Annotated in this window: 12 protein-coding genes; 6 read left to right on the top strand and 6 right to left on the bottom strand. The window is 71.6% G+C overall.

Annotated elements, in window-relative coordinates; translation table 11 throughout:
• Positions 1 to 163: 163 nt before the first annotated feature.
• From ABZT47_RS00460 to ABZT47_RS00450, 3 genes are all read right to left on the bottom strand, one after another.
• Positions 164 to 775, bottom strand: coding sequence for a dihydrofolate reductase family protein (locus ABZT47_RS00460; protein WP_354834305.1), 612 nt, complete (start codon positions 773 to 775; stop codon positions 164 to 166).
• A gap of 982 nt (positions 776 to 1,757) precedes the next feature.
• Positions 1,758 to 8,804, bottom strand: a complete 7,047-nt coding sequence (locus ABZT47_RS00455; protein ID WP_354834303.1) for a polymorphic toxin-type HINT domain-containing protein — start codon at positions 8,802 to 8,804, stop codon at positions 1,758 to 1,760.
• 161 nt (positions 8,805 to 8,965) lie between these two features.
• The gene (locus ABZT47_RS00450) at positions 8,966 to 12,568 is read right to left on the bottom strand and encodes a LamG-like jellyroll fold domain-containing protein (protein WP_354834301.1); all 3,603 of its coding nucleotides are present in this window, start codon (positions 12,566 to 12,568) and stop codon (positions 8,966 to 8,968) included.
• Between the two features lie 232 nt (positions 12,569 to 12,800).
• Here ABZT47_RS00450 and ABZT47_RS00445 point away from each other — a divergent pair, with 232 nt between their 5' ends.
• Positions 12,801 to 14,069, top strand: a complete 1,269-nt coding sequence (locus tag ABZT47_RS00445; RefSeq protein WP_354834299.1) for a sensor histidine kinase — start codon at positions 12,801 to 12,803, stop codon at positions 14,067 to 14,069.
• On the top strand, positions 14,066 to 14,740 hold the full coding sequence (locus tag ABZT47_RS00440) for a response regulator transcription factor (protein WP_354834296.1): 675 nt from the start codon (positions 14,066 to 14,068) through the stop codon (positions 14,738 to 14,740). The genes ABZT47_RS00445 and ABZT47_RS00440 overlap by 4 nt, the downstream gene beginning before the upstream one ends.
• Before the next feature lie 124 nt (positions 14,741 to 14,864).
• Here the strand turns inward: ABZT47_RS00440 and ABZT47_RS00435 are convergent, their stop codons facing one another.
• Positions 14,865 to 15,032 carry a hypothetical protein gene (locus ABZT47_RS00435; protein WP_354834293.1) on the bottom strand — a complete coding sequence of 56 codons (168 nt, stop codon included), beginning with the start codon at positions 15,030 to 15,032 and terminating at the stop codon, positions 14,865 to 14,867.
• Between the two features lie 223 nt (positions 15,033 to 15,255).
• Here ABZT47_RS00435 and ABZT47_RS00430 point away from each other — a divergent pair, with 223 nt between their 5' ends.
• On the top strand, positions 15,256 to 16,137 hold the full coding sequence (locus ABZT47_RS00430; RefSeq protein ID WP_354834290.1) for a hypothetical protein: 882 nt from the start codon (positions 15,256 to 15,258) through the stop codon (positions 16,135 to 16,137).
• A 148-nt stretch (positions 16,138 to 16,285) separates the two neighbouring features.
• Here ABZT47_RS00430 and ABZT47_RS00425 read toward each other — a convergent pair whose 3' ends face one another.
• Entirely contained in the window at positions 16,286 to 17,332 is a 1,047-nt protein-coding gene (locus ABZT47_RS00425; protein ID WP_354834287.1) for a hypothetical protein, read from the bottom strand.
• A gap of 81 nt (positions 17,333 to 17,413) precedes the next feature.
• Here ABZT47_RS00425 and ABZT47_RS00420 point away from each other — a divergent pair, with 81 nt between their 5' ends.
• Positions 17,414 to 18,268, top strand: a complete 855-nt coding sequence (locus ABZT47_RS00420) for a PHP domain-containing protein (RefSeq protein ID WP_354834284.1) — start codon at positions 17,414 to 17,416, stop codon at positions 18,266 to 18,268.
• A gap of 21 nt (positions 18,269 to 18,289) precedes the next feature.
• Here the strand turns inward: ABZT47_RS00420 and ABZT47_RS00415 are convergent, their stop codons facing one another.
• A complete protein-coding gene (locus ABZT47_RS00415) occupies positions 18,290 to 19,078 on the bottom strand; it encodes an aminotransferase class IV (protein WP_354834281.1) in 789 nt (262 codons plus the stop codon).
• 210 nt (positions 19,079 to 19,288) lie between these two features.
• Here ABZT47_RS00415 and ABZT47_RS00410 point away from each other — a divergent pair, with 210 nt between their 5' ends.
• Positions 19,289 to 20,575: an MFS transporter gene (locus ABZT47_RS00410; protein WP_354834278.1), complete on the top strand. Its 1,287-nt coding sequence runs from the start codon at positions 19,289 to 19,291 to the stop codon at positions 20,573 to 20,575.
• A gap of 316 nt (positions 20,576 to 20,891) precedes the next feature.
• Positions 20,892 to 23,552 (top strand): pyruvate, phosphate dikinase, encoded by a 2,661-nt coding sequence (gene ppdK / locus ABZT47_RS00405; protein ID WP_354834275.1) that lies wholly within the window; start codon positions 20,892 to 20,894, stop codon positions 23,550 to 23,552.
• Positions 23,553 to 23,676 lie beyond the last annotated feature (124 nt).

The following is a 23,676-nucleotide window of genomic DNA, read 5'->3' as shown; positions in this document are numbered from 1 at the left end:
CGCCGCTCCACGTCGTCCCCCCTCCAGCGACACGTCACGTACTACCTAGGGAGTACGCGGACCCGCCGGGCCTGCCCCCGGGACCGTCCGCCTCCTCGCCGATCGGGTGTCCCGGTCGAGAACGCCTGGCCAGGGGGTCCGCTGTGGCGCTTCGCGGAAGCGGTCAGTCCTGATCGAAGGCCCCTGTGACGACCTCGCCGGCCGATTCGTAGGTGTTCATGAGGACGCCGGTGGTGGAGACCTCCCTGTCGACGAGCTTCAGTCCCGAGGGAACGGCGCCTTCGGAGAACAGCCGCTTGCCCGACCCGAGGACCACGGGGAAGATCAGCAGGCGGTACCGGTCGACGAGGTCGTGGCGCAGCAGCGTCCGCAGCAGGTCGCCGCTGCCGTGCACCTGCAGCTCGGGTCCGTCCTCCTTCTTCAGCGCCGCGACGCCTTCGGCCACGTCTCCCTTGATCAGCACCGAGTTGTTCCACTCCAGCGTGGGACGACTCCGCGACGCGACGTACTTGGTGGCGTCGTTCAGGCGCTTGGCGCCGGCCTCCTCCGGGGCGTTCGGCCAATACGAGGCGAAGAGGTCATAGGTCTTGCGTCCGAGGACGAGATCGAACGGCGTGGACATGGTCTCGTCCATGAACGCGGCCAGCTGCTCGTCCCAGTAGTTCACGGTCCATCCGCCGTGCGCGAAGCCATTGCTGTCGTCCTCGCCGGGGCCGCCGGGAGCCTGCATGATCCCGTCGAGCGTGACGAAGGTGCTCACGACCAGCTTCCTCATCTGTCATGTCCTTTCGGTCGGATCCCCGGCTCGGGGCGATCCATCGCGTGTTCTGAAGTTCTAGGCCGGAGGGGATGCGCCGATCCCTTCGACCGCCACCCCTCTACTGCCCGATACGTTGCTGCCGAAAACTAATCTGTTCAATAACATAGAAATTGTCGGTGTGGGGTCGCCTCTCCCGCTCACCCACCCGCTCTGGATCGCCGACGCCCGCCCGCCTCCGGCGACTCCACTCGAGATGCTCCGGGTTCGCCCTTGGAGAGCCGCAAACAACCCAAAATGGCCGACGGCGTCCGCCGCGAACCCCGTTGACCTGCGCAGACTCCCTGTACTCCGGATTTAGGCTGGCGCAATGGGTACCGAGGAGGTCCACCTCATCAGGGAGAAAGAGACCCTCCTCGCCGCGCTGTACGGGCGTGCCGTGCACGACCGTACGGAGAGCCCGGTCCTGCGCGACCCGCTGGCCGAGCAGGCCGTCGAGGCGCGCCGGCGACGCCCTGGACGTCGCCATCCGCGCGATGACCTTCGACACCCTCACCGCGGCCCACCTCGTCGGCGCCCCCAGGACGACCTGCGGAACTCACCGCCGCCGTCCCCGGCCTCCACCTGGTCGAACAGCTGTTCTTCTCCGACCGCCCGAGGTCGAACGCTTCCCGGCCGGCCACCGCGCCGCCCTGGCCGTCATGAACCGCTTCTACTTTCTCAGGTAAGTCGGACGCATCCTCCGCTACCGTTTCTGAGTCTCCGGTGTGCCAAGAGTCGCGAGTGGCTTGAGTGCCCGGTCACACGATCAACCGGCGAACACCGCTTGCACGCCCTGTTCGAACTCGCTCTCCCCACCAGACCCCGCAAGGCCGCCTCCGCCTGTCGACCTCCGGCACTTCACTGCCACCCTGCTCCTGAATCCGGGCGTCGAACTCGTTCGGCCGCGCCTTGTCACCTTGGATCCGAATGGGATCCAAGGTGACGACATCGTCGGTGATCAGCCGCCGGCGCCAAAGAACATTCCGAGAAGGGCATTGACCATGTCGACGGCATGCGAATCGTCGATTTTCTCGATGACCCTGGTCCCCTGCAGAATATTGTCGCCCAGGCGCGTTCTGACCTGCTCCTCCGTGAGTTCCTCCAAGGTTTCATGCCGGACCGCGGCGTCGTCTGATTGGACGCCTCTCGGGAGTCTCTTCCCGAGGTATCGATTGGCTGCCTTGATGCCCGCCGGCACCGACCGGCCGTTCGTCGAGACGGTGATGCTCGGCCCTTCGGGCAGTCCATAGGGGGTCCGCCTCAGGGGCAGCGACCAAGAGGTGGGACAGTTGTGGACCAGTACTGATGTGTCCGCCGCCGCGACGTAGAAGGAGTGGACGTCCTCGACCGTGATGTCGTGCACGGCCGGGTGGTCGGGCCGGAGCGTGGCGCCCACGACGGGCAGGGGTTTTCCGTCGGGGTCGCGGAGGCGGTCGGCGTCGGTGAGCTGGTCGGCGCGGACCCAGGTGCGGTCCTTTGCGTTCCAGAAGAGGTGGTGCTCCGTGGTGAGGATGGTGCCGGTGGCGTCGCCCTTCTTGCCGTCGGTGTCCACGGTGATCTGGATGAGGGTGAGGTAGCTGAGACCGGAGTAGGTGGCCAGGACAGCCTTGGGTGTGGTCTTGCCGGTCAGCGGGTCGGTGGCGAGGACCTTCTCGCCGGGCTTGATCTTCTCGATCGGTTTGAGGGTGCCGTTGGCCATCTTGACCTTGGTGCCGGCGATGAAGCTGTTGCAGCCGCCGCCGGATCGGCCTGATTCGGCGCGTGGGCTTTCCCCGCCCTTGCCCGCACCCTTGCCCGCGCCCTTGGCCGCCGCGCCCTCGGCTCCTTCGGCGGCCGCGCCGCCGCCCTTGCCGATGGCGGATTTGGCCTTGCTTGCGGCCTTTGCTACGGCTCCGGCGACGACCTTGCCGGCTGCCGTCGTGGCGAGTTTGCCGACCACCGCCGCCGCGGCCTTGCCGACGAAGCCGCCTGCCATGTTGACCACGGCCCCGACCGTGGCCGTCTTCACCATCCCGCCGAGGCTCCACTGGTCCGGGGGCTTGGTGACCATGTACTCGGCCAGGTTCCCGGCGGCGCCGCCGGCCGCGAGGCAGCCGACGCTCCCGGCGCCGCCCGTGGCCGCCTCACACCCGATGGTGACGACGACCGCGACCGTGATGTTGACGATGGTGCCCTTGTAGTCGTGCCAGACCTTCTTGGCCTTGCAACCGAAGTCCCAGGTGCCGCAGTGCGGCTTGGGGTGGGTCGCGGGGCGCGGGGGTGGGATGCTGTAGTGGGAGGCGCCGCCGATCGCCAAGCCGGACGCGGCGCCGAGCATCCCGGCGTCCTGGGCGAGAATGGGCGACGAGCCGCCCCCGCCGCCATCCCGAAGCAGGCCGCTGGGGTCGGAGGTGGTCACCGGGTTGTTGCCCGAGTAGGCGTAGCCGTTCCAGCTCTGCGGGTCGGACTGGTCGAACACCGGGTCGACGGAGATGAAGCGGCCTGTCTCGGCGTCGTACTCGCGGGCGCCGAGGTGGGTGAGTGCGGTGCTGGTGTCGATGGTGCCGCCGACGAAGCCGCGTTCTCCCGGCCAGTACGCGGGCTGGACGCCGCGCATCTGGCCGAACGGAGTGAAGCGGCGGCGGTCGGCGGTCTGGGCGGCGTTGTCGGTGAGCGAGGTGTCGGCGCTGCCGTGGTTATCGGCGCCGAGCCAGGTGACGCCCTGGTTGGTCCGGCAGGCCACGACCTGACCGCCGTGGCTGTAGTAGCGGGTGGCGGTCTTGGCGCCGGTGGATTTGTCGAGCCGGATCTCCATCCCGGCGACGTAGAGGGTCGTCGAGGTGGGATCGCGGCGGATGAGCCGCTCGCCGCCGGCGTCGTAGAGGTAGGTGCTGACGCCCGAGGGGTCGGTCGACTTGGCGAGGTGGCCTTCGACGTCCCATTCTAGGACGCGGCCGTCTCCGCGCTCGGTGGTGTTGCCCGCCTGGTCGTAGGCGTAGGTGTCGGTCTGGCCGTTGCGTGCGCCGCCCTGGAAGGAGACGGAGGTCAACGTGTGCGGCTGGGGGTTGCCGGCGCCGGCGTAGGTGAAGGTCTTGGTGATGTCGCCGGTCGGGCCGTGGTCGACCTCCTTGGTGCGGTTGCCGACCACGTCGTAGGAGAAGGACTGCCAGTACGGCGCGGGGCCGCCGACGATGGCCTGGGCGGGGGCGCCCGCGCAGCCGTCGGTGGCGGTCCAGGCCTCGGTCAGGCGCTGCAGGTAGTCCTGCTTGAAGCACTGCACGTCGGCGGACTGGCCGGACGGCGTGTCGGCGATCTTGGTGATATTGCCCGACGGGTCGTACGTGTAGTTGGCGTCGGAGATCGAGATGGGGGCCGTCTCGCGCTCGAACAGAGAGCGCGTCAGACGGTTGGTTCCCTCTTCGTAGTAGTTGGTCTCCTTGACTCGCTTGCCACCGGTGGACAGCGTCATGTCGAGTAGCTGGCCGAGCTTGGAGTACGTCGTGGAGGTGACATAGTTCGTCAGCCCGCGGGTCGTCGTTGGGTTGCCGAGTTCGTCGTAGTCGTAGAGCATCGTCTCGCCGAGCAACCCTCCGGCAGCGGGGAGCACAGTGCGGTGGACGGTGCCGTCGAGGTTGTAGTCGGTGCTGGTGCTGTAGGTGCCCTGGAGCGCGCCTTCCGCGGCGGGGATGACGGTCTGCGCCCCCGTAGGCCGGTAGGCGTTGTCGTAGCCGGTGACCGCGCTGGTGTAGGCGTCGGTGACGCCGGTGACGGAGTTCTTCACGTAGCGCGTGGCGGAGGCCGGCTGGCCCTTGACGACGGTGCCGTTGGGCAGCGTGTCGTAGGTCCAGTCGGCGAGCTTGACGCTTGAGGCGTCGGTTCCGGCGTACTCGGCGGTCTTGCGGCCGAGCGCGTCGTAGGTGAAGGCGATGCTCTTGCCTCGCGAGTCGGTGCTCGACAGCAGCTCGTCGGTCCGGTCGTCGTAGGTCAGCGTCGCGGTGCCCTTGTCAGGGTCGTCGACCTGCTTAACCCGGCCCCGCAGGTCGTAGAGGTAGCGCCAGATGCTGCCCGCTGCGTCGGTGATCGTCGCGGGCTGCCCGTTCGGGGCGTAGGTGGTCTTGGTCGCGTCGTAGGCGCCGCTCGGCCCGTCGCCCTTGTATTGGCGCACTTCCACGGTACGACCCCGGGCGTCGGTGATCTTCGTGATCGGTGTGGATCCGGCGGGCGGGTCGACACTGACGCGGTCACCGCCGTAGGTCGTGGTGGTGCGCCACTGCTCGGTGCCGCGCTTGCGGAAGATCTCCGCCGTGGCCCATTCCATGCCGTCGTAGAGGGTGACCGTCTGCCCGGGCACGTCGTCGTCGCTGGCCGGGCTCCACAGCGTGGTGCCCGGGGAGCCCTCCGTGTAGTAGTCGTCGTTGGACTTGGCCACCAGGCCGCGGGCGTCGTAGAAGGTGTCGTCGACCAGCCGGCCGCCACCGGGAGCGGGCTGCTGGGTCTGCCGCGCCCGCAGCAGGCCGTCGTACAGCGCGTACCCGGTGGTGTAGGTGCTGCCGTCGTTGCGCAGGGTCGCGGTGGACACCGCGGTCGGCCCGTCGGAACGGATCTGGTAGCCGAACCGCATGTTCGGAGTCGTGGCGTACGTTGCCTTGGCGCGGCCCGGTAACCACACGCCGGTGAGCCTGCCGAGCGGGTCGTAGGCCAGATCCGACCGCTTGCCGTTGACGTCGATGGCCGCGGTGGCGAGGCCCCAGGCCGGCTCGACCTCGGTCTTGGTCACGTGCCCGGCCGGGTTGGTCTCCTGGGTGGCGGTGACCGGGCCGGCGGCTGGGGTGTAGGCGGTGGTGGTCTTGCCGCCGGCGGAATCGGTGACGACCAGCGGCCGTCCGTACCCGTCGAAGGTGGTGCTGCCGACGGTGACGTACTGCGGGCCGCCGTTCCATGAACCGAGTTTCTCGGTCTTGGTGACGTCACCCTTGGACGGTGGAGCGCCGAAGTCCTTGCCGTCGTAGTACTTGCGCATGTCGGACAGCACGTCGCCGGGCCTGGACGGTGTCGCGGTACACGCCTTGCTCACCGTCTCCACCCGGGAGGCGTAGGAGATCATCCAGCGGGCGTCGTCGCGGGCGTAGGTGGTGCGGACGCACTGGTCGTCGGCGGGAGTGGAGTCGTCGCCCAGGTCACTGATCTGGGTGATCAGGCCATCGGCGTTGTAGTCGGTGTCGGACGAGGTGCGCCGCCACCCGCCGGACGCCAGGGCCGTGCGGGTGCGGACAACGTCGGCCTGCACCATGTTGGCGGTGGTGGTGCCCCAGGAGCGGACCCGCTTGCCGGTCTGCCTGACCCAGTAGCCGGTGATCTCCCCCATCTTCTCCGCGCCGCCGGGACCGTCGTAGTGGAACTCCTCAAGGACGCGTCCTTGCAGGGCGTCGGCGTCGTCCAGCGGCGGCCCCTCGGAGGCGGTGACCTTCACGTCCCGGGTGCCGCCGCCGGACAGTTCGTCGCCGTCCATGCCGCGGAAGTAGGTGAACTCGGCCTGAGAGCGCTGCCCGGCGGGGTCGCCGTGCAGCACCCGCACCTTGCCGTAGCCGCGCCACTGCGACCAGGTCTTGTACTTCTCCCTGGTCAGCCCGTCGTCGTCATCGTGGTGCCAGGCGCCGCCGCCGAGATACTCGTAGGTGTCAACGACGTCGGGCGCCCCGCCGGTGCCGTCGATCTGCTGGACCTGGGTGACGACGTACTTGTGGAACCAGTCGCGGACGGGCGTGGTGGCGCCGTCGGGCGACCAGTACTGCGGGTAGCACCGCCGAGTGTTCGAGTCGGGCTCCGGGGTGTTCCCGGCCGCGCAGTCGGGGCTGGAGTAGGTGATGGACAGGGCGCCGCCGGTCTCGTTGTCGATGGCCGAGATGCGCCACTTGGTGAGCGGGGGGCGCCCTTCGAGCGCATCCACCCGGTTCGGCCTCTGGACGCCCGCGAACCGGACCGGCGGAAGGGAGACCGATCCGCCGACCTTGCCCGTGTGCTGGATCGAGGCCAGCCACAGTCCGGCCGCTGTGCCGTCACCGGGGGCGCGCATCTCGTGGTTCAGCGTCCAGGTGTCGACGTCCTTGTAGGTGCTGCCGGACACCAGCACCTGCGTGGTGACGCCGGCCAGCCGCTTACGCGTCCAGAACGTGGGGGCGTAGTTGTCCAAGCACTTCTCGCCCGAGTCGCACTTCTGGTCATAGGGCACGTCCGGCCAGTACTTGGCGTTGTCCTTGGTGAATTTGCTCTCGGCGCAGTCGAACGTGGAGTCGGGGACGCAACGCTCCTTGGCGTCGAAGACCACGCGTGCGGGGGCGGAGGAGGAGTAGACGGCGTCGGAGCGCTGCCCGTAGTCGGCGCGCTTGAGATAGCCGCCGCGGATGTAGCGGGTCGGGGTTCCGTTGGGCTCGCCGTTGGTCAGCGTGGTGACGTCGCGGCGGTAGTAGTTGGTCTCGGGCGTGTACCAGAACGTGCTGACGGTGCCGTGCGGGTCCACGACGTAGTCCAGGTTCCACCGCCACGCCTGCTGGCACCAGGAGTCGGCGAAGCCGCTGTCCTTGTGACACGGTTCGCCGTCGTTGTTGCCGAAGATCGGCACCGTCCAGGTCGACTGGGTCTCGGGGTCGCCGTCGGCCCAGCGGGGCAGGTGGTTCAGGCCGAAGTAGTACTGGGTGCCGTCCGGCGTGGTCACCCGCCAGTGCTCGCCGTCGTTGTCCCCGTTGGCGGCGCCGCCGAGCTTCTCGATCTTGGCGCCGTCGTCGTTCTGCGGTTGCCAGGTGCCCGTCGCGTCGTCCCGTACCAGCTCGGTGGCCTGGCCGTTGAGCGACATCGTGGCGTTGTCGTACCGCCAGCACTGGTCGCCGCGCTTGGGCGTCACGCCGTCCTCGGCGCACTGCTTGTACCTGCGCTCGATGAAACCGGGCCAGTAGTCGAAGCCCTCGCCGATCCAGGACGCCTGGTTGTTGGTCGCGACGGTGCGGCCGTCGATGCTCCCCGAGGAGTAGGCGAACCCGATGTTCGGGGTCGGCCCGCCGGGCGTCGGCGGCAGGCGCAGCGGATAGGACCAGGAGAAGGCCCCGCTCTGGTTGCTCACACTCCAGGTGGCCGAGGGGGAGAGGGAGGTCGCCTCGTAGCTGCCCGTCGAACCCGACGCCGCGGCCACCGCGGCCAGCGTCATCGGGGCCGCCGAGGTGACGTCGACGTCGGCGCTCAGCCGCCCGGTGGTGACGTCGTTCCTGGTGACCAGCGGCGCGCGGGTCTGGCACTCCGGTCTGTCCGGGGTCGTGGCCGCGCATTCGGGCAGCCGGACGAGCCGCAGCCGCGCCCCCCAGTCGCCTCCGAAGGCGTACCGGAAGCCCGAGTAGTCGACCTCCACCGACAGGCGTTCCGCGCCCGCCGGTCTTGCCTGGGGTGTCAGCAGCAGGCCGAGCCCCGAGATCCGCGACGCCGCGGCGGTACGGGCGTCGAGCGTCCGCACCTCGACGGCGGGTGGCGCCGGCGCGGGCCGCGAGGTCGGAGAAGGTGTCGCACCCGCGGTCGCCCGCCGCGAGGTTTCGCTCTGCCTGTCGGTGCTCTGAGGGGAGGGGGCCGGCCCGTCGGCGCCGGCCTTCGGGGGCGCCGGGCCGAGCCAGACCGGCAGGCGCCCGGCCCGCACCTTGCCGGGGCCCGCGGCCCATGTACCGGCACCGGCGCCGGCCCCTGTTCTCGCGCCGGTCCCTGTTGCCGTGCCGGTCCCTGTCGTCGTGCCGGCGCCCGTTCCCGCGCCTGCCCCGGCGCCGGCCGCGGCCCCCGGGAGCCGCACCACGGCCGACCCCGGCTCCGGCCAGGTCACCGGGGGCGCCGCCTTCAGGTCGTACTTCGCCCCCGGGTCCGCGAGCGGCGCGCGGGCCGTGAGGGCGTGCCCCGGTACGGGATGCTGCTCCTGGGCCTTGTGCCATCGAGGGTCTTCCGTCGCCCGTGCGGCGACCGGAGTGATCAGCGTGGCGGGCACCACGACGGCCAGCATTCCTGCGACCTTGGCCAAGCCTCGCCATGAACCGAGCACGGCTTCCTCCGGGGGAGCGATGAGCGTCAGTGAACGTCGGGGAACCGGGCCCGGCCACGCCGGGAGGCGGTGAAACCGCGCCGCGCCGGGCCGGGTCGGATCGAGCTAGGTCCGGTCGTGGATCAGCCGTCGAGGGGGAGTCCCATGGCGAGGTTCAGCACTTGGCGGTCGGTCAGCGTGCCCGCGAAGGCGTGAACGTCGTCCACGTCACCCGCGAAGTGGTCGACGTAGGCGCCCTTGTTCCTGACCCGGCCGATCTGCAGGGCGCCGCCGGCGTTCCAGGCGGTGAAGGGGCGGACGTCGGCCAGTTGCCCGTTGACGTACAGGCGGAGTTCCTTGGCCACCTCGTCGTACACCCCCACCAGCAGCGTCCAGGTGTCGAGCGTCGAGCAGCCGACGGTCTCGACGGACCGGGCGTGCGTCATGGTGAAGGAATCGGTGTCGTTGCCGGCCGTGCTGAACGACCACCGGTAGACCGTGGCGCCGTTCTCGGTGAAGGTCCGGTAGCCGAGGTAGAAGCCGCTGTTCCTGGCGCCGTCCTGGCCGACGGCCGTCAGCGTGTGGACGGGCATGGCGCAGGTTTCGTCCCCGGTCAGGCGCATGCGGGCCGTCACCGTGAAGCTGTGGTCGGTGCGCACGGGGGCCGAGGTGGTGGAGGCGTAGGCCGTCGTGCCGTTGAGGTGCAGTACGGCGGCGCCGTCGAAGCCGTCGTCGGACCAGGACGCGCCGCCGGCGAGCGTCGCGTTCCGTCCGTACCCGGAGGAGTCGGCGGCGGTCGTGCCCGTTCCCTCGTCCAGCCTCCACAGGCCGAGCTGGGCGGGCGGCTGCTTGGCCATGGCCGCGATCTCGTTGCCCAGCATCGGGTCGTTCACGGTTCGGGGGTCGTCGGACAGGATCCGGTCCCACACCCTGACGTCGTCGACGTCACCCGCGAAGTTCTCGTGGAAGCCGCCCTCCCACTTGGTGCGCCCGACCTGCAGAGGTCCGTTCGTGTTCCACGGCGTGTACGGGAAGGCCGCGGCGGTCTGCTGGAGCGTCCCGTTGACGTACAGCCGGACCTGCTTGGCCGGGGCGTCGTACACGCCGGTCAGGTGCGTCCAGACGCCGAGCTGCGGCTCGGTGTCGCTTATCGCCCGTGACAGCGCGGTGCCGTCCACGTCGGTGGCGTACTTGCCGAAGATCCACCGGTTGTAGGTCGAGGAGTAGTACAGCTGGAAGCCGGAGTTGCGGTCACCCGACTGGCTCAGCACCGAGGAGTTGACGGTCTTGGCGGTGAGCCGCACCCAGGCCGAGACGGTCAGACCCCGGTCGGTGCGCACCACCGGCTCCGCCGTGCTGCCGTACCCGGTGGAACCGTTCAGCCGTGCGGCCCCGTTCACCCGGCCGCCCGTCCACGCCGTGTCACCCGCCAGCGTCACCGGGTGTGGCGCGGCCGCCGAGTCGCCCGCCGTGGTGCCGGCGGTCTCGTCCAGGCGCCACAGTCCCACGGGGTCGGCGCCGGCCCTGACGTAGAAGCTGTGGACGGCCGGGATCTTGCCGACGTTGCCCGCCCGGTCCACCGGGAAGACGTACAGCGCGTTGAGCCAGTCATGGCGCGGCGCCACCGGCACCGTCACCGAGGTCTGCCCGGCGGGGATCGCCACCTGGGTCGCGGGGGTGGCCAGGCTCGGGTCGTCGAGGGCGAACCTGAAGGCCGTCACGTCGGTCTCTCCGTCCCCTGGGGCGAAGGTGAAGGCGCCGGCGCCGCCCACCCCGCCCCGCCAGTCGTCGGGGGTGTCGCCGGGGTAGTCGGCCGAGGTGATCTTCGGGAGCGTCGCGGGGTCGACGGTGTCCACGGTGAACTCGCACCAGGGACTCCACGCGCTGGAGTCGGTGCCGTCGTAGGCCTTGACCTTGTAGGAGTAGCTCTGTCCGGTCACCAGCCCCGACAGCTTGATCGAGTGGTCGGTCGCCGCGGTGGTGTACTTGTAGGCGGTCTTCCCGCCGCCGGGCAGGGTGGCGGTGACGTCGTCCCACACCGCCGTCGTGGTGTTGTAGTGATGGAACGCGAACTCGGCGCGCACCCCGTCGTTGGCCTTGTCCGGGTCGTAGATCTTCGCCTTCAGGCTGATGGGGCTCTCGGCGTCGCCGGCGTTGACGGCGGGCCGCCCCGCCCCGGTGACGCACGGCGTGGCCGGGTAGGTGCCGACGCCCGAGGGGGCCGCGGGCGGGGTGTTGTAGTCGACGACCAGCTTGGGCGCGTTGCCGAAGCCCTTCCACCCCCACGTGCTGCTGCCGGTGTCGTCGTAGTCCTTCAGCCCGAACGTCGTGTTCGGCCAGCCCGACTTGGCCGCCTTGGCGATGGTCGCGGTCACGTCGAACTCGATGCCTTTGTCCGGACACGAGGAGTTGTAGCCGGCGTCGGAGGACACGCTGTCCTGCCAGTCCGACCAGGACGGCTGGTGGTTCCAGGTGGTGGAGCTGGAGATGCCGCTGGTCAACCACAGCTGTACGGCCTGCGGGGAGGAGGTGCACCCCCACGACTTGGCCTGGGTGATGCGGAACGTCGCCTTCAGGATGTGCTTCCCGTTGACGTTGTTGGAGTCCATGCGGAAGAACGACCGTTTGATCCCGCTGCCGTAGTTGCCCGCCTCCGGCATGTGGCTGGAGTTCCAGTACTCCTGGTTCGGGAACGCCCGGTCCACGTAGGTCCAGGCCTGCTTGGAGCCCGACCACTGTGGGTCGATGTAGACCGGGTAGGTGACGTTCGCGCCCGTGAGCAGCCGCGCGTCCGGCGTGAGCACCACCTCATCGGGCGTGGCCTCGACGCCCAGCAATGCCTGCCGTCCGCCCGGCCGCGGACCCGTGCCCAAGAACCCCGTCCCCGAGGATTTCGTCCCCGAAATACCGGCGGCCGAGGAGCCCGCGCCCGAGGACCCCGCCTCCGGGGACGCCGTCCCCGAGGACCTCGACGCCGACGGCCGCGCCACCGACGGCGCCTCCGCCGAGATCCCCGAGGAGTCCCACATTCGCGGCGCCGGCGCGTGGAAGACCGTCTCACCACCCTCGGTCACGGCGCTCAGCCCGCCGGCCGGCGACCGTCGCACCGACACCCCGGCGCCCCGCGTCGCGAACCTCAGCCTGGCCAGCGCCGGATTCGCCGCCGCCTCCCGGGTCTTCACCACCAGCACCTCGGAGAACCCGAGCACCGACGCGGTGACCTTCAGGTCCACCCCCGGCAGCACCGACGGGTACGTCGCGGTGCCGGCCTCCAGCACCGGTCTCGGCAACCCGCCCGGCCAGGACATCGCGACCGAACGCCCGCCTTCGCCGATACTCGCCAGCGGGACCGTCCCGCCCCCGGAGAAGGCCAAATCCAACGGCGTGGCCACCGGACGCACCGTGCCGTCACCGGCGAAGCGCAACGTCGTGTCCACATCGGCCCAGCCACCGCCACGCCGTACCCGCTCAGGCAGCGCCGCCGTCTCGGAGGTGAAGCCCCCGCCGGGATCGGCGAAGACCTGCCGGGTCTCGGTGCGCAGAGACAGCACCTCCACCCGCGTCCCCGACCGCCGTGCCGCCTCCACGGCCTGCCTCTCGGTCGGAGCGGGCGGGGGCGCCTCGGCGGAGGCCTTCGCCGGACTCGCCTGGTGTGGTGCCGCGGTGAGGCCGCTCAGCGACGCGAGCAGCGCGGCGGGCAGTGCGATCGCCCGGACCGCGCGGCTGGGGAGACGGTATCGGCGCACGCGCTCTCCTTGGGGGCTCCTGTCACGCTGGACGGTCCGCCGGCGTTACCGCAGGACGTTACGGAGGTCAGACAAAGAGGTCATCCCGCATGCGATTGAGATCGCCGTACACCGGGTGGCGGCCGGGGGTAAACCCCTGCCGTACGACGCGCCGGGCGCGTGACTTCCGCGGTACGCGTCGTAGGTTCGGCGGGGGATGAGGGGCCGGTGGTCGTCCGGTTACCATGCGCTGATGGGCACAAGGGTCGTCGCGCCGTTCAGGAGGTTCGCCGCGACGAACCCGCTCATCGTCGACGTGGTGCTCGCCCTGGTGTTCACCGGCATGACCGTGGCGATCGAGGTGGCGGTGGCACGCCATCCGTGGCTTCTGGGGATGGCGCCCGAGCACGGGTTCCGGCTGCCGGACCGGTTCTCCATGATGCTGACGCTCGTGGCGAACCTCCCGCTGGCGCTGCGCAGGCGCGCCCCGCTCGTTGTCCTGCTGATCTCCTGCGCGGCCGCGATCGTGTACCACGCGCTGGGCTACTACTACGGGTTGAACACCATGCCGCCGCTGCTGGCCCTGTACACGGTGGCGGCTCGGCGGTCACCGCGCCTGGCCGCCGTGGGCGCGGTGGCCATCCTGGTCATGTGGACGCACGCGTTCCTGGTGGGACCCGTCGGCCTCCTGGGGGCGGGCGTCGTCCAGGCGGGTGTCATGATCGCCGTGGCCTGGGGGTTCGGCAACGGCGCGCGGTTGCTGACGGACAGGAGCCGGCGGCTGGCCGAGCTGTCCGAGCGGCTCAGCCGCGACCAGGAGGACAGGGCCCGGCGCGCGGTCACCCAGGAGCGGGTGCGCATCGCCCGCGAACTGCACGATGTCGTCGCCCACCACATGTCCGTCATCTCGGTGCAGGCGGGACTCGCCCGGTACGTGTTCGCCTCTGATCCGGTCACCGCGCGCGACGCGCTGGCGACCATCGCACAGACCGGCAGCGAGGTCATGGGCGAGATGAGGCGGCTGCTGTCGGTCCTGCGCATCGAACCCGAGGACGAGGGCGATGGGGTGAGCTACGACCCGGCGCCGGGTCTCGACCAGCTCGGGCAGCTGGTCGAGCGGGTGCGTTCTGCGGGGGTGGCGGTGGAGGTGACGGTCACCGGCGCCGCGCGGCCGCTGGCGCCCGGTGTCGACCTGTGCGCCTACCGGGTCGTCCAGGAATCGCTCACCAACGTGCTCAAGCACGCCGGGCCCGCGCGGGCCGGGGTGTCCCTCCTGTACCGCCCCGCGGAACTGGAGATCCGCGTCACCGACGACGGCGGCGGGAGCGAGCGGGCGGCCGCTCCCGACTGCGAGAAAGGCCACGGCTTGATAGGCATGCGAGAACGCGTCAAGCTCTACAAGGGAACGATGGCCGCCGGACCACGCCCGCTCGGCGGGTTCGAGGTCGTGGTCACCCTGCCCCTGTCATCCCCGACTGAGGATGAGCAGCCTCCTATGCCGGCCGGTGAGACGTCCTTATGATCAAAGTGCTCGTTGTCGACGATCAGATTCTGGTCCGTGCCGGACTCGCCGCGCTGATCCGCGCCATGCCCGAGCTCGACGTCGTCGGTGAGGCGGCCACCGGCGAGGACGCCGTGCGCCTGGCCGCGGCGAGGCGCCCGGACGTGATCCTCATGGACATCAGGATGCCCGGCATGAGCGGGGTGACCGCCACCGAGCGCATCCTCGCCGCCCCCGCGGACGGCCGGCCGCCGAAGGTCGTGATCCTCACCACCTTCGACCTCGACGACTACGTCTACAACGCCCTGCGGGCCGGCGCGTCGGGCTTCCTGCTCAAGGACACCCCGCCCGAGCGCCTGCTCACCGCGATCCACACCGTCGCGGCAGGAGAGATGCTCTTCGCGCCCAGCGTCACCCGGCGCCTGATCGAGACCTACACGCGCCGCGCGGACGTCACCGCGGCCCCCTCCCGCGACCTGGCCGCCCTCACCGCCCGCGAGGCGGAGGTCCTCGAGCTGGTCGGGCACGCGCTGTCCAATACCGAGATCGCCGGCCGCCTGTGCGTCAGCGAGGCGACCGTGAAGACCCACCTCAACCGCACGATGACCAAACTCGGCCTCTCCAGCCGCGCGCAGGCGGTCGCCTTCGCCTACGAGACCGGTCTGGTGACCCCTCGCCGGGCGACGGTGTGAGACGGCTGCTCGCCGTCGCGGCAGGTCACGGCCTCTCTCTCGCGGGTCTCGGCGCGTCGGCCGAGCGGCGGCTCGGGCGGACGACGCCGGCGACCGGCGCGGCCGCCTCTTCGGCGGCCGGTTCCTAGTCGTCGTGGTCGCCGGGCTCCTTGGCCGGCAGGCGCATCAGCAGGTCGTCCAGGGCGGACGGCACATCCCGGCGCACTTCGCCCGGCGGCGTGGGCGGCACCTGCAGCGCAAAGGCGATCTTGAACCGCCGCGGCGTCCCACGATACCGATCGATGGCGGCCATGGAGCGGGCATGCCTCCCGCCTGACGGACGGCGTACTCCCCGTTTGCGCCTTCATCTCCGTTCCCCGCCGCAGGGCGGGCGCGGCCGCGTGAGAGGACAGGGATTGACATTAGATAGCCGCACTATCTAACGTACGTCATGGCGCTGACGTGACGATCCGGATGTTCCCGGCTTCTCGCGGGGCTTCGCGGTTTTCGATCTCTTTGCACAGGAGTGGACGACGATGACGCAGGACCCCGGTTTCGCGCGGCGGATGTGGCACCAGCTGGAGCCGGTGCACGCGCCGTTCTGGTACGCGCCGGAGGTGTCGGCCGAGGCGGCGGCCCTGGGCTACCAGGTGGACACCCGCTGGCCCGCGTACTTCGCCTGGCGCGCCGCCCCGCTGGGGGAGGCCTCCGCCGAGCTGGTCGCGGCGGCCTTCTACAGCTTCAGCCCGCGCATGGTCGCCGAACACGTCCCCGCCGCCTGGACCGTGGCCCCGGCCGCGAAGGTGCTGGAGGCGCGGCTGCGCGCCGTGGACCGGATGTACCGGGCGATGCTGGGCGGCGAGGTCGGCGGCCACGGCCTCGCCGAGGCCGCGCGGCTCGCCAGGGAGGCGGCGGAGGCGGCCGGTACCGCGGGCCGGCCGCTCGCCGCCGCCAACGCCGCGCTGCCGTGGCCCGAGGAGCCCCACCTCCTCCTGTGGCAGGCCATCGGCGTCCTGCGCGAGCACCGGGGGGACGGGCACGTCGCCGCGCTGCTGACCGCGGAGCTCGACCCGTGCGAGGCGCTGGTGTCGCTCGCCGCGATCGGCGGCGCGCCGCGCGAGACGTTCGACAGCCGCGGGTGGACCGCTCAGGCGTGGGACGCCGCCCGTGACCGTCTCGCCGCCCGCGGCCTGGTGAACCCGGACGGCACGGCGACCGAGCAGGGGCACCGGCTGCGCGACACGGTCGAGCGCGTCACCGACGACCTCGCGATCGCCCCCTGGCGCGCGATCGGCCTGGAGAAGGCCGAGCGCCTCGCCGAGCTCACCACGCCCCTCCTGGTCGCCGCCCTGGAGTCCGGCCTGCTCCCCGCCGCCAACACCCTCGGCATCGGCAGGGTCTCCACCCCTGTCCGCTGAAACGGCCCACGGCCTCCCGAAAGGTCCCGACCCTCAGCCCGCTGATCCAGAGGACCTGGGAGTAGTGCCCGCGCGCTGTCCTCGCTCCGGGCTCTCCCACGTCCCGTCCCCCTGCCCACTGGTCCAGGGGTACCCGCGTCCGGGCCCTCTAAGGTCCTGCCGCCCGCCCGCTGGTCCGGGGGATGCTCGCCGACGGGGCCTCCCAGGCGCGGTGGTAGGAGGTCCAGTCGGCGGGAGTGGCGGCGAAGTCGACGTACAGGGCGACTCCGAAGCCGGGCCTGGTGTTCGCGCCGAGCCCGAGGCGCACGCCCCGCACGGCGGCGGCCACGGTCTCGGCCGAGGCGTGGTGGGTCAGGTTGTCGTCGTGGTAGGCGGGCAACCCCATCAGCAGCCGGGTGGCGGGCGGAACCGCCGCCAGGGCCAGCTCGGTCTGCCGCCGGACATAACCGGCGTAGGCGTCCTCGGTCGGCTGCGCGGTGTCGTAGCTCATCACCGCTACCTGGTCCACACGGCTGGCCACCTGGGTGAGATAACCGGGCGTCCACCACTTGGTGCTGCCGAGCAGCGCGTTGCCGACGAGCGCGACGCCGGACGCCGGTTCGATGTGGTGCACCGACATCGACAGCACGCCATGGGCGGGCGCGATGGCCGCGCGGGTGCGGTCGAGAAGCTCCAGCAGCCCCGGGTCACCGTCCGGAACGGGCTCGAAGTTGTAATGGATGCCGTCGAAGCCCGCGGCCAGCACCTGCCCGGCCGCCTCGACCACGTTGGCGCGCACGGACGGCGAGCCGAGGTCGAGCTCCCCGGGCTCCACGCGCTGGCCGAGCCAGGCGTGCACGCGCAGGCCCGGCACGGCCCGGTGCAACGCGCCGACCGCCCACGCGGCGCGCGGGTACAACGAGGGCGCGAGGGTGCCGTCGTAGGCGAGCGGCCCGGTGTGCAGGTAGACGTCGCCGATGCCTCCGCCGCGAAGGTGTGCGGCGAGCGCCGCCAGCTCCGGCTCCCCGTTGCGCCCGTCCACCCAGGCGTGGCCGAGCCACAGGGCGTCCTGCCCGGCGGGGCGCGGCGGGCGCGCCGCCGGCTCGCCGGACCCGAGCAGCGAGAACCACGCCCCGCTGACGACGAGGAACAGCGGCGGAACCGACAGCAGAGCGAGAACGCCACGCCACCGGCGACGCGCGTGAAGAACGGACATGCCCTGTATACAACCCCCTGTACGCCCACCACGGCGCGGTGGGGGTCACCGCGGCGGCGGGGATGCTGGCAGGCTCGTGCCATGCGGATCGACCTGCACACGCACTCCACGGCCAGCGACGGCACCGACGCCCCCGGCGCGCTCATGGGGCGGGCCGCCGCCGCCGGGCTCGACGTGGTCGCGCTCACCGACCACGACACCACGGCCGGCTGGGAGGCGGCCGCGGCGGCCGTCCCGCCGGGCCTGACCCTCGTGCCGGGGGCGGAGCTGTCCGGGCGCTGGTACGGCGCCGAGCCGTCGGTCGGGCTGCACCTGCTGGCCTACCTGTTCGACCCGGCGCACCAGCCGCTGGCCGAGGAGCTGGCCCGGGTGCGCCGGTCACGCGACCTGCGCAGCGAGAAGATCGTCGCGCTGCTGAACGCCGACGGAATCGACGTCACGACCGCCGAGGTCGCCGGGCAGGCGGCCGGCGGCACGGTGGGCCGTCCGCACATCGCCCGGGCGCTGGTGCGGCGGGGCCTGGTCGGGTCGGTGGACGAGGCGTTCGGCCCCGAATGGCTGGGCCGCCGTTACCGGCTGCCGAAGGCCGACATCGACGTGTTCACCGCCGTGCGCCTGGTCGGCGAGGCCGGCGGGGTGTCGGTGCTCGCGCATCCGCGGGCGGGCAGGCGCGGCCACATCGTCCCCGACGCCTTGATCGCCCGACTCGCCGAGGCGGGCATGTGGGGCGTGGAGGCCGACCATCCCGACCACACCCCCGGCGACCGCGAGCACGTGCGCGCCCTGGCCGGCGATCTCGGCCTGCGGGTCACCGGGTCGAGCGACTACCACGGCACGAACAAGACCATCGCCCTCGGCGCCTTCACCACCGGCCGCGAGGTCTACGAGGACCTGGTGTCCACCGCCACCGGCGCCACCCCCGTCCGGCCCTCCTGAGAGCCGTGCCCTTCGCGCAGGTCAGAGGGGGTCGGCGGGGAGGGCGGCGTACTCCCTGCGCAGGGTCGTGAGGAGGGGGTGGTCCAGGGACAGCTCGGCGCCCTCGATGGAGCGCACCGGGCGGGGGCCGGCGGCGGCGTCGGTGATGAAGGCGGCGTCCATCGAGGCCAGGTCGCCGGTGTCGACCTCGGCGGTGGCGGACGGGACGCCGGCGCGGCGCAGCGCCTGGTCCAGCAGGCGCATGGTGACGCCGTTGAGGCGGTCGGCCCCCGGCCAGACGACGCCGCCGTCCTTGACGAACCCGATGTTCCAGGTGGGCCCCTCGCTGACCCGGGATCGGGCGTCGGTGAACAGGACGTCGTCGTGGCCGCCGGCCTGGGCGAAGCGCCGCTGCAAGAGCGGGCCGAACATGCCGGAGTGCTTGACCTGCGGCAGGTCGCGCTCGTACTCGGCCACGCCGAGCGAGGGCGGCTGCCGGTCGGGGGGCGCCGGGCGCGTGGTGACCAAAATCTCCGGCCGGGCCTTGGCCGCCGGGTGCGCGAGGTCGAGTTCGGGGTCGAAGACGGTGACCCGGACGATCACCGGCGAGGGGGCCGCGGACGCCGCGCGGCGGGCCAGGTGGCGCACGCGGTCGAGGTCGAGCTCGACGCCGTGGACGACGCGGCAGTCGCCGAGGAGCCGGTCGAGATGCAGGGACAGGCCGCGGACGTGGAGGTCCTCCACCCGCATGGTGGTGAAGTGCCCGTAGTTGTAGAGCGCGAGCGAGCCGAGCTCGCCAGGGGTCACCGGACGTCCGTTCAGCTCCATCATGCGGCCATCCTGGCAGCTTCCGCCGGGTCGGTGGTCCCCCTCCCGGCGCTGTTCGCCCCTGGCGTGACGGCGACGCCTCCGGGCGCCGCCCCATCCCGCGCGACCGGACGGTGCGGCGGACGGCGAGGGGCCGGGAACGGCGAAGTGGCCCAAGAAAGCGAATGGGGAGCGGCTCTTCAGAGTGGTCCGCATCGCATCTAGCGTGGTGTCGTGATCAGCCCTTCCGGCCCGTCGCGGGTCCTCGCCCTCGCCCATCTGGCCAACGCCGTCGGCGACGGCGCCTACCTGGTCTGCTCGGCCCTGTACTTCACCCGCGTCGTGGGCCTGTCCCCGGCGCAGGTCGGGCTCGGCCTGACGCTCGGCTGGGCGGCCGGGGCCCTCGCCGGCGCCCCGCTCGGGCACCTCGCCGACCGCAGGGGTCCCCGGGGCACGGCCGCGCTGCTCGCCCTGGCCACCGGCACGGCCGTGGCGGCGTACCTGTTCGTCACCTCGTACGCGGCCTTCCTGCTGGCGGCGTGCCTCTACGCGTGCTGTCAGAGCGGGCTGGCCGCCGGGCGGCAGGCGCTGCTCGCCGGGCTGGTGGAAAGGACCATGCGCACGCGGGTGCGCGCCCGCCTCCAGGCGGCGGTCAACGCCGGGCTGGCCGTCGGCGCGGCCGTCGGCGGAGTGGCGCTGCACTTCGACACCCGCGAGGCGTACCTGGCGGTCCTGGCCATGGACGCGGCGAGCTTCGTGCTCTCGGCGCTGGTGCTGCTCCGGCTGCCCGCCGTGCCGCCCTCGGCGGCCCGGGCCGTTCCGGTGGCCGGGAGCGCCGGTGCCGGCCGGCGCCGCGGGCGCCGGGAGCGATGGGTGCCGGAGGTGGTGCGCGACCGGCGGTACGTGGTGGTGGCGCTGCTCAACATGGTGATGATGCTCTACATGCCGCTGCTCAGCCTGATCGTCCCTTTGTGGATCGCGGGGCGGACGCAGGCGCCGGGCTGGACGGTCGCCGCGCTGCTCGTCCTCAACACGCTGACCGTGATGCTGTTCCAGGTGCGGGTCGCCCGGCGCGTCACGGGCCTGCGCAGCGCGTCCCGGCTGGTGCGGCTCGCGGGCGTCGCCATGTCCGCCTCGTGCGCGGCGTTCGCGCTGTCGCAGGCAGGGACCTCGGCGTGGGCGGCCGCCGCCGTTCTGCTCGCCGCGGCCGGTCTGCAGGTGCTCGGGGAGATGATGCTGGCCGCGGGGGCCTGGGAGATCGCCTTCGACCTGGCGCCGCCGGACAGGCAGGGCCAGTACCAGGGGTTCTTCGGCAGTGGCACGGCGGTGGCCCGGATGGCGGGCCCGTTGCTGCTGACCACGGTCGTCCTCGGGTGGGGGACGGCGGGGTGGCTGCTGCTGGGCGGGCTGTTCCTGGTGGCCGGTTCCGCCATGGGGCCGGCCGTCCACCGGGCCGAACGCGACCACGCGGCGGGCCTTCGCGGGGCGCCCGTCGCGGCGGCGGACGCGCCCGTCCGGTAAGGCGGGTTTTCCGTTCTGCGGAATATGTTGGCCGGAACCATGCCGTCGCTTTTACTGGTCTAAACCAATTGTGCTCCGGTGGGCCCCGGCCTAATCGCCGTGAACCGCCCGCACAATTGGTCTGTACCATTGCCCGGTGGCCGGCTCCTTTTCTGGCCGTCCCGCCCCCGGGGTTGATTGGATTAGACCGCTATATTTGGTCTAGCAGGGCGAACGTCCCTCTGATAGGCCGGTGACGTTTCCTTCCGTTAATCGTAGGTAGAGTCCCCCGGAAAGAGGCGGAACCGTACGCCGAGGAGTCGTTGGAGGGGTCCCAGTGCCCAAATACGTATACGGGTTCACCGAGGGCAACAAGGATCTCAAGGAGCTCCTCGGTGGCAAAGGCGCCAATCTCGCCGAGATGACGAACCTGGGTCTTCCGGTGCCACCCGGGTTCACGATCACGACGGAGGCGTGCCGCCGGTTCCTGGCCGGCGGCGGGGTGCCCGACGGGCTGTGGGACGAGGTGGACAAGCACCTCCACGCGATGGAGGACGGCATGGGCAAGCGCCTCGGCGCCCCCGGGGACCCCCTGCTGGTCAGCGTCCGCTCCGGGGCGAAGTTCTCCATGCCCGGCATGATGGAGACGGTCCTCAACATCGGCCTCAACGACGAGTCGGTGCGCGGCCTGGCCGCGCAGGCCGGCGACGAGCGCTTCGCCTGGGACTCCTACCGCAGGCTCATCCAGATGTTCGGCCGCACCGTCCTCGGCATCGAGGGCGACCGGTTCGAGGACGCCATCGAGCGGGCCAAGCGGCACGGCGGGGTGACCAGCGACCTGGAGCTCACCGCCGAGGACCTCCGGCGCCTGGTGCGGACCTTCAAGGACATCGTCAAGGACGAGACCGGCCGGGAGTTCCCCGAAGGCCCCCGCGTGCAGATGCGCATGGCCGTCGAGGCGGTCTTCGACTCCTGGAACGCCCCCCGCGCGATCGTCTACCGCCGCCAGGAGCGCATCCCCGCCGACCTCGGCACGGCGGTCAACATCGTCGCGATGGTCTTCGGCAACCTCGGCATGGACTCCGGCACCGGCGTCGCCTTCACCCGCGACCCCGGCACGGGCAACCAGGGCGTGTACGGCGACTACCTGCAGAACGCCCAGGGCGAGGACGTCGTCGCGGGCATCCGCAACACCATCCCGCTGCAGGAGCTGGAGAAGATCGACGCGAGCTCCTACCGCGAGCTGCTGGGCATCATGCGGACGCTGGAGAACCACTACCGCGACCTGTGCGACATCGAGTTCACCATCGAACGCGGCAAGCTGTGGATGCTGCAGACCCGTGTCGGCAAGCGCACCGCCGAGGCGGCGTTCCGCATCGCGACCCAGCTCGTCGACCAGGGCCTGATCGACATGGACGAGGCGCTCGAACGCGTCTCCGGCGACCAGCTCGCCCAGCTCATGTTCCCGAGGTTCGCCGGGCACGGCCGCCTCATCCCCATCGCCAAGGGCATGAACGCCTCGCCGGGCGCGGCCGTGGGCAGGGCGGTGTTCTCCTCCGAACGCGCCGAGGAGCTGACCGCGCGGGGTGAGGAGGTCATCCTGGTGCGCCGCGAGACGACCCCGGACGACCTGGCGGGCATGATCGCCGCCCGTGGCGTGCTGACCAGCAGGGGCGGCAAGACCTCGCACGCCGCCGTCGTCGCCCGCGGCATGGGGAAGACCTGCGTGTGCGGCGCCGAGCAGATCGAGGTGGACCCCGCGGGCCGGCGCTTCACCGCCCCCGGCGGCGTGGTGGTCGAGGAGGGCGAGGTGATCTCCATCGACGGCTCCACCGGCGAGGTGTACCGCGGGGAGGTGCCCGTCATGGCCTCGCCCGTCGTCCAGTACTTCGAGGGCGCCGGCGACACCTCCGACGACCTGATCCAGGCCGTGCACCGTGTCATGGTCCACGCCGACGAGCGGCGCCGCCTCGCGGTGCGGGCCAATGCCGACACCCCCGAGGACGCCGCGCGGGCGCGCGGGTTCGGCGCGGAGGGCATCGGCCTGTGCCGCACCGAGCACATGTTCCTCGGCGAGCGCCGCCGGCTCGTCGAGGACCTCATCCTGGCCGTCTCGGGGGAGGAGCGCCAGGCGGCGCTCGACGCGCTGGAACCGCTGCAGAGGTCCGACTTCGCGGGCATCCTCGCGGCGATGGACGGCCTGCCGGTGACGGTCCGCCTGATCGACCCGCCCCTGCACGAGTTCCTGCCCGACCTCACCGCCCTGTCGGTGAAGGTCGCGCTGGCCGGTGAGCAGGCCACGGCCCGCGACCGCAGGCTGCTCGCGGCGGTCAAGCGGCTGCACGAGGAGAACCCGATGCTCGGCCTGCGCGGCGTGCGGCTCGGGCTGGTGATCCCCGGGCTGTTCGCCATGCAGGTGCGCGCGATCGCCGAGGCGGTGGCCGAGCGCCGCGCCGCGGGCGGCGACCCCCGGGCCGAGATCATGATCCCGCTGGTCGGGGCCGTGCAGGAGCTGGAGCACGTCCGGGACGAGGCGCGGGGCATCCTGGCTTCGAGCGGCGTCGAGGCCGAGATCGGCACGATGATCGAGGTGCCGCGCGCGGCGCTGACCGCCGGCCAGATCGCCGAGGCCGCGCACTTCTTCTCCTTCGGCACCAACGACCTCACCCAGATGACCTGGGGGTTCTCCCGGGACGACGTCGAGGCCGCGTTCTTCTCGCGCTATCTGGAGCTGGGCGTCTTCGGGGTTTCCCCGTTCGAGAGCATCGACCGCGGCGGCGTCGGGCGACTGATGTCCATCGCCGTCGAGGAGGGCCGCGCCGCCCGTCCCGACCTCAAGATCGGCATCTGCGGCGAGCACGGCGGCGACCCCGAGTCGGTGCGCTTCTGCCACGACATCGGCCTGGACTACGTGTCCTGCTCGCCGTTCCGCGTCCCGGTCGCCCGGCTGGAGGCCGGACGCGCGGCGCCGCCCCGCGAGGAGTCCGACTCCCGCTGACCGCGCCCCGCCCAAGTTGTGCGCGGAGCCCGGATCCCGCCGGCCGTCGCTCGTCCGCTTCGCGCGACGGCCCGGCTTCCGTCCATCCAGGCCCTGTCCGGCCGAAGGGGCCTCCTCCGGCCGG

Origin of the sequence: Sphaerisporangium sp. NPDC005289, from assembly GCF_040607455.1 — a bacterium.
Taxonomy (GTDB): Bacteria; Actinomycetota; Actinomycetes; order Streptosporangiales; family Streptosporangiaceae; genus Sphaerisporangium; species Sphaerisporangium rhizosphaerae.
This window is presented reverse-complemented; position numbering and strand designations above follow the sequence as displayed.

Bases quoted from the DNA above. Each gene is read 5' to 3' on its own strand.
- ABZT47_RS00460 (WP_354834305.1), bottom strand. From the start codon at position 775: ATGAGGAAGCTGGTCGTGAGCACCTTCGTCACGCTCGACGGGATCATG.
- ABZT47_RS00455 (WP_354834303.1), bottom strand. From the start codon at position 8,804: ATGCTGGCCGTCGTGGTGCCCGCCACGCTGATCACTCCGGTCGCCGCA.
- ABZT47_RS00445 (WP_354834299.1), top strand. From the start codon at position 12,801: ATGGGCACAAGGGTCGTCGCGCCGTTCAGGAGGTTCGCCGCGACGAAC.
- ABZT47_RS00440 (WP_354834296.1), top strand. From the start codon at position 14,066: ATGATCAAAGTGCTCGTTGTCGACGATCAGATTCTGGTCCGTGCCGGA.
- ABZT47_RS00435 (WP_354834293.1), bottom strand. From the start codon at position 15,032: ATGGCCGCCATCGATCGGTATCGTGGGACGCCGCGGCGGTTCAAGATC.
- ABZT47_RS00430 (WP_354834290.1), top strand. From the start codon at position 15,256: ATGACGCAGGACCCCGGTTTCGCGCGGCGGATGTGGCACCAGCTGGAG.
- ABZT47_RS00425 (WP_354834287.1), bottom strand. From the start codon at position 17,332: ATGTCCGTTCTTCACGCGCGTCGCCGGTGGCGTGGCGTTCTCGCTCTG.
- ABZT47_RS00420 (WP_354834284.1), top strand. From the start codon at position 17,414: ATGCGGATCGACCTGCACACGCACTCCACGGCCAGCGACGGCACCGAC.
- ABZT47_RS00415 (WP_354834281.1), bottom strand. From the start codon at position 19,078: ATGATGGAGCTGAACGGACGTCCGGTGACCCCTGGCGAGCTCGGCTCG.